Annotated in this window: 14 protein-coding genes; 5 read left to right on the top strand and 9 right to left on the bottom strand. The window is 62.3% G+C overall.

Annotated features, from left to right (window positions below; genetic code table 11):
- Positions 1–61 precede the first annotated feature (61 nt).
- The 8 genes from SLW74_RS12685 to SLW74_RS12650 form a co-directional block, all read right to left on the bottom strand.
- Positions 62–2,002 carry a response regulator gene (locus SLW74_RS12685; RefSeq protein WP_410929071.1) on the bottom strand — a complete coding sequence of 647 codons (1,941 nt, stop codon included), beginning with the start codon at positions 2,000–2,002 and terminating at the stop codon, positions 62–64.
- On the bottom strand, positions 1,992–2,891 hold the full coding sequence (locus SLW74_RS12680) for a sensor histidine kinase (RefSeq protein ID WP_083233199.1): 900 nt from the start codon (positions 2,889–2,891) through the stop codon (positions 1,992–1,994). The genes SLW74_RS12685 and SLW74_RS12680 overlap by 11 nt, the downstream gene beginning before the upstream one ends.
- Positions 2,884–3,909 (bottom strand): ATP-binding protein, encoded by a 1,026-nt coding sequence (locus SLW74_RS12675; RefSeq protein ID WP_410929070.1) that lies wholly within the window; start codon positions 3,907–3,909, stop codon positions 2,884–2,886. Before SLW74_RS12675 ends, SLW74_RS12680 begins: the two co-directional genes overlap by 8 nt.
- Positions 3,900–4,304 (bottom strand): anti-sigma regulatory factor, encoded by a 405-nt coding sequence (locus SLW74_RS12670; protein ID WP_065991451.1) that lies wholly within the window; start codon positions 4,302–4,304, stop codon positions 3,900–3,902. The genes SLW74_RS12675 and SLW74_RS12670 overlap by 10 nt, the downstream gene beginning before the upstream one ends.
- Positions 4,301–4,663, bottom strand: a complete 363-nt coding sequence (locus SLW74_RS12665; RefSeq protein ID WP_037010489.1) for an STAS domain-containing protein — start codon at positions 4,661–4,663, stop codon at positions 4,301–4,303. Before SLW74_RS12665 ends, SLW74_RS12670 begins: the two co-directional genes overlap by 4 nt.
- Positions 4,664–4,667: 4 nt before the next feature.
- Positions 4,668–5,519 (bottom strand): STAS domain-containing protein, encoded by an 852-nt coding sequence (locus SLW74_RS12660; RefSeq protein WP_410929069.1) that lies wholly within the window; start codon positions 5,517–5,519, stop codon positions 4,668–4,670.
- A gap of 266 nt (positions 5,520–5,785) precedes the next feature.
- The gene (locus SLW74_RS12655; RefSeq protein WP_065991732.1) at positions 5,786–6,265 is read right to left on the bottom strand and encodes a hypothetical protein; all 480 of its coding nucleotides are present in this window, start codon (positions 6,263–6,265) and stop codon (positions 5,786–5,788) included.
- A 156-nt stretch (positions 6,266–6,421) separates the two neighbouring features.
- Positions 6,422–7,543, bottom strand: coding sequence for a DUF1615 domain-containing protein (locus SLW74_RS12650; RefSeq protein WP_296308949.1), 1,122 nt, complete (start codon positions 7,541–7,543; stop codon positions 6,422–6,424).
- A gap of 284 nt (positions 7,544–7,827) precedes the next feature.
- Between SLW74_RS12650 and SLW74_RS12645 the strand changes: the two genes are divergently transcribed.
- The 5 genes from SLW74_RS12645 to SLW74_RS12625 all read left to right on the top strand — a co-directional run bounded on the left by SLW74_RS12645 (position 7,828) and on the right by SLW74_RS12625 (position 12,414).
- Positions 7,828–8,370 carry a cysteine hydrolase family protein gene (locus tag SLW74_RS12645; RefSeq protein ID WP_065991448.1) on the top strand — a complete coding sequence of 181 codons (543 nt, stop codon included), beginning with the start codon at positions 7,828–7,830 and terminating at the stop codon, positions 8,368–8,370.
- A gap of 14 nt (positions 8,371–8,384) precedes the next feature.
- Positions 8,385–9,338 (top strand): 2-hydroxyacid dehydrogenase, encoded by a 954-nt coding sequence (locus tag SLW74_RS12640; RefSeq protein WP_410929068.1) that lies wholly within the window; start codon positions 8,385–8,387, stop codon positions 9,336–9,338.
- 232 nt (positions 9,339–9,570) lie between these two features.
- On the top strand, positions 9,571–10,215 hold the full coding sequence (locus SLW74_RS12635; protein WP_065991446.1) for an HAD family hydrolase: 645 nt from the start codon (positions 9,571–9,573) through the stop codon (positions 10,213–10,215).
- Between the two features lie 82 nt (positions 10,216–10,297).
- Positions 10,298–11,518, top strand: a complete 1,221-nt coding sequence (locus SLW74_RS12630; protein WP_065991445.1) for a putative DNA modification/repair radical SAM protein — start codon at positions 10,298–10,300, stop codon at positions 11,516–11,518.
- Positions 11,515–12,414, top strand: a complete 900-nt coding sequence (locus tag SLW74_RS12625) for a TIGR03915 family putative DNA repair protein (RefSeq protein ID WP_410929067.1) — start codon at positions 11,515–11,517, stop codon at positions 12,412–12,414. The genes SLW74_RS12630 and SLW74_RS12625 overlap by 4 nt, the downstream gene beginning before the upstream one ends.
- Positions 12,415–12,448: 34 nt before the next feature.
- Here SLW74_RS12625 and SLW74_RS12620 read toward each other — a convergent pair whose 3' ends face one another.
- The gene (locus SLW74_RS12620; protein WP_410929066.1) at positions 12,449–13,516 is read right to left on the bottom strand and encodes an alpha/beta hydrolase family protein; all 1,068 of its coding nucleotides are present in this window, start codon (positions 13,514–13,516) and stop codon (positions 12,449–12,451) included.
- Positions 13,517–14,033: the final 517 nt, after the last annotated feature.

Raw genomic sequence — 14,033 nt, 5'->3', positions numbered from 1 at the left:
AACCGGCCCGGTCAAATACTCCGAATTGGGTGTTTACGCCAAAAAAACCCACCCATTCGCGTCAGGAATCGAGCATCGCGCGCACTTTCGACAAAAAATCCGCCAAGTGGAAAGGTTTCAGGACCATATCCATCCGTTCGCCCAGGAAATCCTGCCGATTGAGCGCGTTCTCCGCATAGCCGGTCATGAACAGCACCGGCAGATCCGGACGCCAGACACGCCCCCGCTGCGCGACCTCGCGACCGTTCATCTCAGGCATTCCGACATCGGTCAGCAGCAGGTCGATGGTGGCGTCGTTTTCCAGACACGACAGTGCCGTGGTCACATCCGCCACCGGGGTGCAGCGATACCCGGCATCGGTGAGCACTTCATTGACGAACATGCGCACCGACGCCGTGTCTTCGACGATCAGCACATGCTCCCCTGCCCCCGGCGCCGCCACGGCAGCGGGCTGCTGAGGTTCGACGCTCTGTACGTCTGCCGCCGGCAGCATCAGGGTCACTTCGGTGCCGTGGCCGACGACGCTGCGAATCTGCACGTCGCCCCCCGACTGCCGGGCGAAACCGTAGATCGTCGACAGGCCCAGGCCGGTGCCTTGGCCGATGGGCTTGGTGGTGAAAAAGGGGTCGAACACCTTGTCGATCAGGTGGTGCTCGATGCCGACGCCATCATCGCGCACGGTCAGGGCAATGTAGGCACCATCCGCCATGCGCGAATGGCCCTGGGAATAGGTTTCGAAGGTGCTGATCCAGATATTGCCGCCCGCCGGCATGGCGTCACGGGCATTGATCACCAGATTGAGCAAGGCGCTTTCCAGCTGGCCTGCGTCGACCATGGCCACAGCGCTGCGCGAGGTCAGCTCAAGGGTCAGGGAGATGCCCTTGCCGATGGTGCGGCCGAGCAAGTCCTCAAGGGAGCGCACGTACTGATTGACGTCGGACGCGCGGGTGTCGAGGGGCTGCTGGCGAGCGAAGGCCAGCAGACGGTGGGTCAGCGCCGACGCGCTTTTTGCCGAGGCCAGTGCGGCATCGGCGTAGACCAGAACCTTTTCCGTGCGGCCGTCTTCGGTGCGCTTCTTGACCAGCTCAAGGCCGGTGACGATGCCGGTCAACAGGTTATTGAAGTCGTGGGCGATGCCGCCGGTGAGCTTGCCGATGGCGTCCATTTTCTGCGCCTGCAGCAATTGCTCTTCGGTCCGCGCACGCTCGGCCACTTCGTGGGCGAGCCGACTGTTGACCGAGTCCAGCTGCTGCAAATGCGACTGTTCGCGGCGGCGGTGCTCGGTCACGTCTTCGATGAACACCAGGCTCATGCCGGTGACCCGGTACGGCGAAACCTGCCATTCGGTCTCGCGCAGTTCGCCCTTGACCCGCATGCTCAGGGTGCCCATCCAGCGCTCGCCCGTCGCCAGCGCCTCACGCAGCCCGTCCAGCGCAGAGCCCTGATCTTCACTGAAGCTGCGCAGCACCGAATGGTCCCCGGCGTCCTGCCCGAGCAACTGAGCAAAGGCGTGGTTGGCTTCGTGGACTTTCAGGTTGCCGTCCATGACCGCGATCGGGGCCGAGACGTTAGCGAAAATCTCGCGAAAGCGTTCTTCGCTGTCGCGCAGGGCGTGCTCGGTGTCACGCACCCGCAACAGCGTGCGCAGTGTCGCCAGCAGCACGTCGGGGTCCACCGGGTGCACCAGATAGGCGTCGGCGCCCGCTTCCAGTCCGGTGACGATATCGCCGGTCTGGATCGATGCGGCCGACACATGCACCACCGGCAAAAGGGCCGTCCGTGGTGCAGCGCGGAGCTGGCGGACAATGTCGAAGCCGCTCATGTCGGGCAGGTTGACGTCGAGAATCAACGCGTCCGGCAAGCGCTCTTCAAGCAGCGCGAGTCCTTCGGTGCCGGTGCCCGCCTCCGACACCACGAAACCCTGACGCTCCAGGCGGCGACGCAGGGCATAGCGGGTCGCGGTGTTGTCATCGACGATCAGCAGCCGGGTTTCAGGCTTCATCGGCAGGCTCCTGAGTCAGCGCCAGCGGAATCACCACATAGAATGTCGAGCCCACACCGGGCTCGCTGTCCACACCGACGCGGCCACCGAGCAATTCGGCGAAGCGTTTGCACAGGGACAAGCCCAACCCTGTTCCGCGCAGGCGTTTTTGCAGCGGCGAGTCGACCTGAATGAAGTCTTCGAACAGCGCGCCATGAAGTTCCTGGGGGATGCCGATGCCGGTGTCAGTCACGGCAAAGCGAATCGAGTCCTCGGACTCCAGCCGCGCCGACACGCGCACTTCACCGCGCTGGGTAAATTTCAGGGAATTTGAAATGAAGTTGCGCAGGATCTGCGCGAGCTTCTGGTCATCGGTATAGAGCCGTGGCAGGCCCACCGGCTCTTCGAAGATCAGGTCCACGGCGGAGGTGTCGACGATGGGCCGAAACATGCCGCGCAGTGCCGAAAACAGATCGAACATGTCGAACCACGCCGGCGAAATGCTGATCCGCCCCGCTTCGATCTTCGCCAGGTCAAGGAGGTCGTCAACCATGTCGCTCAATTCGCGGGCCGCCGTACTGATGAACGCCACCTGCTTGTGCTGTTCCGCGCCCAGCGGACCGTCCAGCTCGTCGGACAGCAGGCTGGCGATGCTGAGGATCGAGCCCAGGGGCGTGCGGAACTCATGGCTCATGTACGACAGAAAACGGCTCTTCAGGTCCGACGCCTCGCGCAGCTGGTCGGCCTGATCTTCAAGCTCGGCGTACAGCGCAAGCACGCCCTGATTGGTTTCATCGAGCTCGGCACGCAGCGAGTCGGTTTCAGCGCGCAAGCGTTCCAGCTCGCGTCGGGTCTCGATTTCGACCCCGGCTGAGCCCTCAGGGGTCTCGCGGGCATTGTTGTCAGTCATCGAGCGTCTCCAGAGCCATTACCAAGACCGTTACATCGTCCCTGCCCCGGTTGTAATCACGCTGCAATACCGCTGCAATCACCGCCGGGTGTCGGTACATCAGACCTGGATAGTCGCGAAGATTCCAACGCGATTGCAGGCCATCACTGAACATGATCAACAATTGCCCGGTGCACTCGGTGTAATCGATCGGCGCAGTCTTGCGGTACTGCAGGCCGACGATGCCGGGGTGCGAGGGGATGCCGCGGGTTTTGTCCTGGCCGATCAGCGACGCACCGATATTGCCGATACCGATGAAGCGCAGCTGGCCCGTCGCGCCATCGAACTGCGCCAGCGCAGCGGCACCGCCACGGCTGCCGCGCATGTCGAAGTGCAAGTCATCCAGCAGCACCCCGGGGTCGGCAAAGGGGTTGCGAATGAACGCGCGGGCGCCCGCCATGCCGGCGTTTTCGGCTTCCGGGCCGTGTCCCAGGCCATCGATCATCATGATCGAGACCTGCTGGCCCTTGATCGCGACTTCCCAGACATCGCCGCAGGCCGGGTCATCGTGCAGCGAATGTTGCGCGATGCCCATGCGCAGGTCCTTCACCACGCTTTTGCGCGGGAAGAAGCGCGCCAGCAGCACGCTGCCACGGGGGTCGCTGTGCACGTCGAAGACTTGCGCCTGACGCAGCACCGAACCCAGGCCAATGCCCTGGGTGCCACGGGTGGAGAAGCCATCGGCCATGCAGTTCTGCACGTCGAACCCCTTGCCCCGGTCGATTGCGATCACCTCAACGCCTGCCGCTGCACCCGAAACGTCGCCCGGCAGCGCGCGCACGTGCAGCTCACCGCTCTGCGCATGCTTGAGGATGTTGCTCGCCAGTTCAGTGACGACCAGCGCCACCCGGCCGCAATCGGCCTCGTCGAAGCCTGCCTGTTCGGCCAGCTTCTGGGTCGTGCGTCGGGCGTGACCGACCTGACTGACGTCCTCCACGGACAAGACCTGGGTCAGGTGGCTGTGCAGGTTCAGGTCCATTTACAGATCGTCACGCGGGTGCCGGCGCCGGGCGCGGTGTCCAGCTCGAAATCGTCCACCAGGCGCTTGGCACCGGTCAGGCCAAGCCCCAGGCCGCCGCCCGAGGTCCAGCCGTCGGTCATCGCCAGTTTGAGGTCAGGGATGCCGGGGCCTTCGTCACGAAAGGTAAGACGCAGGCCGACGCGCAGGCCGTCCTCGACAATCTCCCAGTCCATGTCACCGCCGCCGCCATAGACCATGGTGTTGCGCGCCAGCTCGCTGACCGCTGTGACCAGTTTGGTCAGGTCGATCAGGCGCATGCCGCATTCCTGGGCCAGCTTGCGCGCGGTCTGCCGGGCCAGCACGACATCCTGCTCGATGCGAATGGGTTGAGTGCCGCTGCTGCGCACGGTCATTGGGAATAGGCTCGCTCGCGCAGCAGTTTCATGCCGCGCTCGACGTTCAGCGCTGTGCTGACGCCGGGCAGGGTCATGCCCAGTTCGACCAGGGTGATCGCCACCGCAGGCTGCATGCCGACCAGCACGGTCTCGGCGTCCATGATCCGCGACAGGCCGGAGATCATGCCGATCATGCGGCCAATGAACGAATCCACCATGTCCAGCGCGGAGATGTCGATCAGCACGCCGCGGGCCGAGGTGCGGCTGATGCGTTCGGACAGGTCGTCCTGCAGTGTCAGGGCCAGTTGGTCATGCATGTCCACTTGGATGGTGACGAGCAGAAAGTCGCCCATCTGCAAAATCGGGATGCGCTCCATGGGCTCATACCGCCTTGGTGAGGGTGACGCCCAGACGGCGCAGGGCCAGTGCGAGGGCATCGGCCAGATTGGCTTTGGTCACGACGCCTTGCAGGTCCAGACCCAGGTGCACGATGGTCTGGGCAATCTGCGGACGCACGCCGCTGATGATGCAATCGGCGCCCATCAGGCGGATCGCGGTCACGGTTTTGAGCAAATGCTGGGCGACCAGGGTATCGACCGTCGGCACACCGGTGATGTCGATGATGGCGATTTCAGCGCCGGTGTCGACGATGCGCTGCAACAGCGATTCCATGACCACCTGGGTGCGTTGCGAATCCAGCGTGCCGATCATCGGCAGCGCCAGAACGCCGTCCCACAGTTTGACCACCGGCGTGGACAGCTCGAGCAGTTCTTCCTGCTGACGCTTGATCACCGCTTCACGGGACTTCTGATAGGTGCGGATGGTGTGCAGACCCAGACCATCGAGCAGCTCCGACATCTGCAGCACTTGCTCGGCAATCAGCAACGGCTGATCAGCGAAGGCATTTTGCAGTTCGGTGAAGAGCGGGCCCTTGAGGGCGAAGATGAAACTGGCGGTCTGCTGGGAATCCTGACCGGCCAACGCGCGCTGACTGGACAGTTTTTCCAGAAAGTGGCGAACGTCATCCCATTCGGTGGTGGTGATGTTGGCGGAGCCACCCTTCTCCAGCGTCGACGTCAGCAGGCGCAGGAAGTCGGCAACTTGCTGGCGGATTTCCTCGGGCTTGAGATTGCGCGTCGCACCGCTGGCTTCCAGATCGGCGTGCCATTGAACGGCCAGCTGGGATTCGGAGCGCTTGAGCGCGTCTACGGTGATTTGTTGCAATGCTGCCATGAGGGTGGCTCCAGTGAGTGCAGGTCGAGAATTAGAATTAGTCGACGTGAGCAGGCCTGTGAAATACGCGAAAGGGTCAAAAAAACGGCGCAGAACGTTGCGCGGCAGGTTGTTGCAAGGTGTGGACCAAGAAGCTGTCTGACCCTGGGATTGCAGCCGCCGCAGCGGGCGTGCACCGGGCAGACGAGATACGCCTGCCGCGACTAGGTGTCAAGGTAACATCACCCCGCTTTCTTTGTTTCTTTATCAGCGTCGTCCTTGCGGACTTAGAAAACGCTGTCGACGACCTGCACGTAGATCGAAAACGCCCCCAGCAAAAACCAGAACACGGTGAACAGCCACGGCGTGCGCATGGAAAACATCAGCGACTTGCGATAGCCCTTCTCGCTGGACTCGTGTTCGCTGAACAGCGGCGAGTCGTCGTACGCCAGGCCCATGGCCGGCTGGCTGCTAAGCAACTGGGCCTGCTTGAAATGCCAGTGATCGATGATTTCGTACGCCGCGCGAATGCCCGGCCAGGCGTGCATGGAGCTGATCAGCCCGAGCAACGTCAGAAAAGGCGGCACCACCAGGGTGAACATCTTGCCCCACTCCGGATTGAGGTTGGCCATCGACGAGGCGAAGGCGATCACCAGAAACGATTGCGCAGACAGGTAGGCGTTGGTGCGGTTGGACAGGATGGCCGTCTCGTACTGGATTTCCTTGCGGTAAAAATTCAGCCGGTCTTTGGGTGATCCGAACAGCATGGCGTCGGCGACCTGATCACTCGCTGCCTGCTCCTCGGCAGCCGGGTTGCTGCTGGTAATGATGATCGGTGTTTCGATGTCACGGCTCACGAGGATGCCTCCTGCAAATTGAATATGGGACCGGCTTTAGCCGGGAAGCTTTCAGCAATCGTAGCCTCACTTCAAAGACCCGGACGCCCGCGCCATGCAGCGAACCCGCCGCTCTTCGACCCGCTGCGCAAACCAGGCCGTGGTCAGCTTGCGGGTGATCTTGGGACTTTCCAGCACGATGCCCGGCAAAATAGCCCGTGGCAGCGGTTTGCCGGCGGCCTCGTCGGCCATGGCAAAAATCTTCCCGTACAGCTCGGTCTCTTCGAAGGCCAGTGTTTCGCCCTTCTCCAGTTGGCTGCGGATGGTCGTGTTGCGCATGTCCAGCTTGGGGTAAAGGCTGCGCACCGCCAGTTCGGTCTGCCCAAGCGCCGGGCCGAAACCGTAGCTGATCAGGTCGCCGTCCAGCGCCAGACGCTTGCCGGACACACGCGCCACCGCACTCTGGAACGCGGCATTGCGGCTGGCGTACCAGCCGGCGTTAAAGTCGGCGAAGCGATACAGCGGTCTGTCGTAGCTGACCGGATAACCGAGCAGATGGGCGATGCCGAAGTACATGCCACCTCGACGGCTGAACACTTCATGGCGAATCGAGCCCTCGACCGGATACGGATAATCCCGGGCCTGCCGCTCGGCGAATTCGATGCTGACCTGCATGGGCCCGGCGGTATGGACCGGGTTGAAGTTGCCGAACAATGTACGACCCAGCGGGACCATGCCGATGAAGTCATCGAAAATGGCGCTCAGGTCTTTTTCAGTGCGGGCGGCGCTGAGGCGTTCGTTAAAGGTTTTGCCGGTCGAGGAGCGGATGTCCAGGGCGCTGCGCACCAGCAGATTGGGGATGTGCGCCTTGCTGGCGCGACGGTCGATTTCGTCCTGGGCGATTTTGCCCATTCCCGGAACGGCCGGGTCGACCTGAAAGTTGGATTCCTGCTCGGTCACGGCCAGCACGGAACAGAGGTTCTCAACGCTGGGGTTGATCTTCTGCACGTCAAACGCGCGTTGAATGTCCTGGGCCCAGCCTTGGCGGTCGGCGACGCGGGCGGGCAAGAGCCGCACGATTTCACTGCGTACCACCGAGGGATCCGGCGCGGGTTCCTGATGGCGTTGCGAGCTGCAACCGACCAGCAGCGTCAGCAGGATCAGGCTGGCTAGGGCGTGGAGGTGGCGGCTGATTCCATTCACGGTCATGACTTCTCGGTGGTTACTCAAACGGGGTGGCGCGGTATGGACAGCGGGAAGCGCTGCTGATTCAAACAGGCCGTGTGCCAGCAGGACCGCACAACCGGTGGGACTGGCTTTAGCCGGGAAGGCGTCAATCATTACACTGCAAAATCGAAGTTGTGCACACCGGCCTGTTCCCGGGTGAAGCCGGTCCTACTGCCAGTATCGCGTTCAGTCTGTGCAGCGGCAGTGGTTCAGTTCTCGGGTAGGTATTACTCTCAACCACCCACCCCTCCAAGAAGGAAGCCCGAATGTCCAGCACAGCGCTCATCGTAGTTGATATCCAGAACGACTACTTCCCTGGCGGTAAATGGCCGCTGGTTGGCGCCGACGCCGCCGCGGACAACGCCGTCAAGGTGGTTCAGGCGGCCCGCGACGCCGGGGATCTGATCGTCTTCATCCGCCATGAGTCCGGTGCCGACGCGCCCTTCTTCACGCCTGGTTCCGAGGGCGCCAGGCTGCACCCCAAAGTCCTGAACCTTGAGCACGAGCCGGTGGTGCTCAAGCACTTCCCCAATTCGTTCCGCGACACCGGGCTGCAGGCGCTGCTTGAAGAAAAAGGCATCGAGCACCTGGTGATCATCGGCTCCATGAGCCACATGTGCATCGACGCCACCACCCGAGCGGCGGCGGACCTCGGCTACACCGTCAAAGTGATTCATGACGCCTGCGCCAGTCGTGACCTGGAGTTCAATGGCGATGTAGTGCCGGCCGCCCAGGTCCACGCCGCGTTCATGTCCGCACTGGGCTTCGCCTATGCCGAGGTGCTGAATACCGAAGCTTATCTGGCCTGATGAAGGAGAAAACAATGAGCGACAAGAAAGCCGACATTCTGGTCTGGGGTCCGATGCATGCCTCGCTGATGCACCACCTTGAGCGCGATTACAGCGTGCACAAACTCGCCGACATCCACGACATCGACGCCTGGGCCAGCCAACACGGGGCCAAGGTGCGCGGCGTCGTCACCAGCGGTGTGTTCGGCACCGACAATGCCGTTCTCGATCGGCTGCCGAACCTGGAAGTGGTCAGCAGCTTTGGCGTCGGCTACGACGCGGTGGACACCGAGTATCTGGCGCGCCGTGGTATCAAGCTGAGCAACACGCCCGAGGTCCTCAATAACGCTGTCGCCGAAACCGCCATGGCGCTGATGCTCTGCGTGTCCCGCCGCATCAGCGAAGGCGAGCGCTTCGTGCGGGCCGGTCAGTGGCCCAACGGCAAGTTCCCCCTCGGCAATGACCTGTGCGGCAAGACCTGCGGCATCGTCGGCCTGGGCAAGATCGGCAAGACCATCGCCAAGCGCGCCGCCGCGTTCGAAATGAACATCGCCTACTTCCGCCGTGGCCGCGCCTACGACGATGTGCCCTACCGGCACTACGGTGACCTTCGGGACCTGGCCCAGGACTCGGACTACCTGATCGTCATCGTCCCCGGCGGCCCGGACACCCAACACCTGATCGACGCCGACGTGCTTCGAGCCCTCGGTCCCAAATCATTCCTGATCAACGTCGCCCGCGGCAGCGTCGTCGACGAGAAGGCCCTGGTCGCCTCGCTGATGGCCTCGGAAATCGCCGGGGCCGGCCTCGATGTGTTCGAAGACGAGCCCAACGTGCCCGCCGAACTGTGGAAGCTGGACAATGTGGTGCTCACGCCGCACATCGGCTCGGGGACCTACGAAACCCGCCAGGCCATGGCCGACCTGGTGTTCGCCAACGTCAGTGGTCATTTCGACAAGGGCACGCTGGTCACCCCGGTCGAGCTGTAACCGATGCTTCACGCGCAGGCCCGACGATGGAACCGTCGGCCTGCTCCCATGGCGGTTAGCCCTCCTGCACACCTTCCCCGTGGACTGGGTGCGCCGTACCGTAAGTCAGTGACTGAACATCGACGCCAACTTTTCTGGATAATGCCGGTCGAACTGCCCCTACCCGCATTCCAGACACCTGAACACGCATTCCGGTCGAGAAAGCCCGATCGAGAGAGAAGGAGAGCCCTGTTTGAATATTGCCGGCGTCATTTTTGACTGCGACGGAACCCTGGTTGACAGCGAACGGCTGGCCGCCGGCCTGCTGCGCGACATCCTCAACAAGCATCAAGTGTTGCTGAGCGTCGACGAAGTGCTGCAACGCTTTCGTGGCGTGCAGTTTGCGCTGTGCCTGGAAGGCCTGTGCCGCGATTATCCATGGCTGCCAAGCGACGAAATCGAACCCGAATTCCGCGCGCGCACCCTGCCGCTGCTGCAGGAACGCCTCGAAGAAATGCCCGGCGCAGTCGAATTCGTGCGCAACCTCTCGCTGCCCAAATGCGTGGCGTCCAACGGCCCGCGCAGCAAGATCGAAACCTGCCTGAGTACGGTCGGCCTGCTGGACGTGTTCCACGGCCTGATCGTCAGCGCCTATGAAGTGCAATCGTGGAAACCGTCCCCGATCCTGATCGAACACGCCGCCGAACTGCTGGGCCTGCCGCCCAATCAGTGTCTGCTGGTGGAAGACAGCATTCCGGGCGTTGAAGCAGGACTCGGCGCCGGCGCCCAAGTGGCGGGTTATGGCGACACGGATTTCTCGGCGTTCATGGACAACGCCAACTTTCATCGCGTCAAAGATTTCGGCGAATTGAAGGAATTGGTACAGCGCATCAGTTGATCGACCGGCCATCCATCCGATCGGCCCTTGTTCATCCCCGGCTAACTCGATACTGTACATAAAAACAGTATCGAGAAAATCCATGCAGCTGATCGACAAGCTGAGCATCCTCGCCGACGCCGCCAAGTACGACGCCTCCTGCGCCAGCAGCGCCGCACCCAAGCGCAGTTCCGAAGGCAAATCCGGCCTCGGATCGAGCACCGGCATGGGCATCTGCCACAGCTACACCCCCGACGGGCGCTGTGTCTCGCTGCTGAAAATCCTCCTCACCAACTTCTGCCTGTACGACTGCCAGTACTGCGTGAATCGCCGGTCCAGCGACGTGCCGCGCGCACGTTTCAGCCCGGAAGAAGTGGTCACCCTGACCATGGACTTCTACCGCCGCAATTGCGTCAGCGGCCTGTTTCTCAGCTCCGGGATCATCCGCTCGGCCGACTACACCATGGAACAGCTGATCCGCGTCGCCAAGCTGCTGCGTGAAGAGCATGAATTCCGTGGCTATATCCACCTCAAAACCATCCCTGAAGCCGACCCTGCGCTGATCGAAGAAGCCGGTCGCTATGCCGATCGCCTCAGCGTCAATATCGAGCTGCCCACCCAGCTGGGCCTGCAAACCCTGGCACCGGAAAAGGAAATGGGCTCGATCAAGCAGGCCATGCAGACCATTTACACCGGTCAGCAAACCGTGCTCAACGAGCCGCGTGCGCCGAAATTCACGCCCGCCGGGCAAAGCACGCAGATGATTGTGGGCGCTGACGAAACCGATGACAGCACCATCCTGCACACCGCCGAATCCCTGTACGGCGATTTCCGCCTCAAGCGCGTCTACTACTCGGCGTTCAGCCCGATTCCGAACAGCCCGAAGAGCGTGCCCCACGCTGCGCCGCCACTGATGCGCGAGCACCGCTTGTATCAGGCTGATTTCCTGCTGCGCAGCTATGGCTACAGCGCGAACGAACTGCTGCAAGGCCCCGGTCATCTGGCCCTGGACATCGATCCGAAACTCGCCTGGGCGCTGGAGCATCGCGACATCTTCCCGCTGGACCTCAACCGCGCGGAGCCAGCGATGATCGCGCGAATCCCCGGCATCGGCATTCGCACCACCAAACGTCTGGTCGAACTGCGCCGCCAACGTCGCATTCGTTACGAAGACCTGACCCGGCTGCGCTGTGTGCTGGCCAAGGCCAAGCCGTTCATCATTACCAGCGACTACCATCCGCGTCAGGCCGAGAGCTCGAGCATCGATTTGCGCGAGCAACTGCGCGACAAACCGCAGCCGCAACAGATGGCGCTGTGGGGATGATCATTCTTGATTGCGCCGACTCATTCGACACCTGGCGGCAGCAGGCGCGCTGGCTGCTGAGCCACCAGATCAACCCGGACCAGGTGAGCTGGAGCGTGCAGCAGGACGCCGACCTCTTCGCCAGCGACGCCGATTACCCGGACGAGCCCGGCCCGTTTCGCGCGCGCATTCCCCTCGAATTGCTGGAACTGCTGCAGAACGCCGCGCAGTTCTGCGGCGACCAGCGCTGGACGCTGCTCTACGAAGTGCTCTGGCGGGTCAGTCACGGTGATCGCACGGCCATGCTGGCCGGCGACAAACTGGGCAGCGAACTGCACCGGCGCTTGAAACAGGTCAGCCGGGAAGCCCATCACCTGCACGCGTTCCTGCGCTTCGTGGCGCTGCCGGTGATCGACAATGCCGAAGACGTTGCGGCCAAGGCGGCGTTGCTGGAGATGTCTTGCCTGCCGGAATACGTCGCGTGGCACGAGGCCGCCCATGACATTCTGCGCACCGCCAGCGAGCACTTCATCGGGCGCATGGGCCGTCATCGCTGGATGATCGCAACGCCCAAAGACGGCGTGTTCTATGACGGCAAGCAGCTGATTCATCAGCCTGAATGCCCGGAAGCGTGGCAATCCCTGGCACGCAATGCCGATGATCCCCACGGCAATCTGTGGCTGACCTACTACAGCCACATCTTCAATCCGGCGCGGCTCAATCCGAAAGTCATGCAGGGTCATTTCCCGGCGCGGTTCTGGAAGAACTTGCCAGAGGGGCCGTTGATCCCGGCATTGATCAGCGAGGCGCGTACCGGCGGGCAGCGTGATGGTCAGGCGCGGGAGATTGCCGAGCGGCGCGGCAAAGTGATTCGGGGCAAACCCGCGGGGGCCTCACCCGCTTCAGAAGCCCCTTAAGCTGCGCGAGTCGGTCTGAGGTTTCCGCGCAGCGTTATTGATCGAGGCTGCTGACGGGATCAAATTCACGATGGGCGGCGGTCTGCATCCCGGCGGTGCCGAGGGGCGTACCCAACGCAGTGCCGAAAAAGCGCACGGCTTCGGTGCTCAGGTCGCGGTGAATGCTTTCTCGGTTGACGCCGATGGCATCGGTACACAGGCCCGGTTGGGTGGCCCGTTGCTCGTCATCACAGGGCGCCATGAACACAAAGTGCCCTGCGCCGGCAAACAACTTGAAATCCGAGACATCGGGGAGCTTGCGGGCCAATGCTTCAGCGTTCTTGTCGATGGCGAGCAATTCGTCGCCGTCGCCGCTGTACAGCAACACCGGCACGTGCACCTCAGCCAAGGTCTGCCGACCGAACATCAACCCCAGCGGCGCCATCAGCATCAATGCCCCCACGCGGAGATCGGCTTGGGCGTGCAGGTCGTCACGGTCTGCCACCAGTTCGCCCTGGGTTTTGCAGGCGTCACGGTCCTGGGGGCGCTCGGTGCAGTAATGGCGCAGACGCTGCAGATCAGGCTGGGCGCCGGCGAGAATCAACGCCGTTTCGCCGCCCGCCGAATAACCGATCACCCCCACCCGACGCGCGCTGATGTACGGCGACAGCATCGGGTCGATCAGCGCGGCACTGATGGCTTCGGAGATTTGCAGCGGGCGACCATAAAGATTGCTCAGGCTGCCCAGGCGGCTGTGGTCCATGTAGTTGTCGCCCGGATGAAACACTGCCACGACGACAAAGCCCTTGCGCGCCAATGACGTCGCGAGGTCGTGCTGCGCCAGCGGCGTGCCGGTGTTGCCGTGGGACAGCATCAGCAGCGGGAAACGACCCATGGCAATGGTGGCGTCTTCCGACGCTTCAATCGGATACCCCTGAACGCGGGTGACGTGCTCATCGTCGGTGGACGGGTAAAAGGCATAGGCGTGCATGGGCCGGGAATCCAGCGGATCGAGAAACGTCAGCTCGTGAAAGCCCACGCTCCAGCTCTGCAGCTCGCTGGCCTGCACCGAAAACAGGCTGCCCAGCAGGCTGATCATCATCACTGCACAAAGACGCATCATTGCAATGCCCCTCACCTTATCAATCCATCCCTGCCGATTCAGACGCTCAAGGCCTGAGGGCCCGTAAAAACGGCGTCTGTCGCTATCTGACCCGCGGGGTTCGATAACATTCCGAAACGTTTGAGGATCAAGGGTGCACAAGGCGGGCCAAGCTCGATGAATGAAAGACAGCGGCCGCCGTTTGACGCAGAACAGACCGATTGGGCCGGCATTCTACGGTGCTGCAACGAGATTACGCGCAAAGATCTCATAAAGCCTGTCGCGGGGCTGAATGACAGGACGCAAAAGCCGAGGGGGACAAAGCCGAGTGACAAGCCGAGGGGACTGATTTATTTACAGCGCTCCACCGCAAATCAATCTGTCCCCTCGGCTGCTGAGGTTACCTGACCGGGAAGGTCGCGTGTATCCCTGCGGGTTGGTCGGGTCAGGCGAACAGCGTTTCGCTGATGTTCTTTTAAACCGAGGGGGACTGATTTATTTACAGCGCTTCACCGTAAATCAATCTGTCCCCTCGGCT

Origin of the sequence: Pseudomonas sp. W5-36 (genome assembly GCF_046540455.1) — a bacterium.
Taxonomy (GTDB): Bacteria; Pseudomonadota; Gammaproteobacteria; order Pseudomonadales; family Pseudomonadaceae; genus Aquipseudomonas; species Aquipseudomonas graminis_B.
This window is presented reverse-complemented; position numbering and strand designations above follow the sequence as displayed.

Bases quoted from the DNA above. Each gene is read 5' to 3' on its own strand.
- SLW74_RS12670 (WP_065991451.1), bottom strand. From the start codon at position 4,304: ATGACCGTGCGCAGCAGCGGCACTCAACCCATTCGCATCGAGCAGGAT.
- SLW74_RS12620 (WP_410929066.1), bottom strand. From the start codon at position 13,516: ATGATGCGTCTTTGTGCAGTGATGATGATCAGCCTGCTGGGCAGCCTG.
- SLW74_RS12680 (WP_083233199.1), bottom strand. From the start codon at position 2,891: ATGACTGACAACAATGCCCGCGAGACCCCTGAGGGCTCAGCCGGGGTC.
- SLW74_RS12660 (WP_410929069.1), bottom strand. From the start codon at position 5,519: ATGGCAGCATTGCAACAAATCACCGTAGACGCGCTCAAGCGCTCCGAA.
- SLW74_RS12665 (WP_037010489.1), bottom strand. From the start codon at position 4,663: ATGGAGCGCATCCCGATTTTGCAGATGGGCGACTTTCTGCTCGTCACC.
- SLW74_RS12655 (WP_065991732.1), bottom strand. From the start codon at position 6,265: ATGCTGTTCGGATCACCCAAAGACCGGCTGAATTTTTACCGCAAGGAA.
- SLW74_RS12630 (WP_065991445.1), top strand. From the start codon at position 10,298: ATGCAGCTGATCGACAAGCTGAGCATCCTCGCCGACGCCGCCAAGTAC.
- SLW74_RS12685 (WP_410929071.1), bottom strand. From the start codon at position 2,002: ATGAAGCCTGAAACCCGGCTGCTGATCGTCGATGACAACACCGCGACC.
- SLW74_RS12625 (WP_410929067.1), top strand. From the start codon at position 11,515: ATGATCATTCTTGATTGCGCCGACTCATTCGACACCTGGCGGCAGCAG.
- SLW74_RS12675 (WP_410929070.1), bottom strand. From the start codon at position 3,909: ATGGACCTGAACCTGCACAGCCACCTGACCCAGGTCTTGTCCGTGGAG.
- SLW74_RS12640 (WP_410929068.1), top strand. From the start codon at position 8,385: ATGAGCGACAAGAAAGCCGACATTCTGGTCTGGGGTCCGATGCATGCC.
- SLW74_RS12650 (WP_296308949.1), bottom strand. From the start codon at position 7,543: ATGACCGTGAATGGAATCAGCCGCCACCTCCACGCCCTAGCCAGCCTG.
- SLW74_RS12645 (WP_065991448.1), top strand. From the start codon at position 7,828: ATGTCCAGCACAGCGCTCATCGTAGTTGATATCCAGAACGACTACTTC.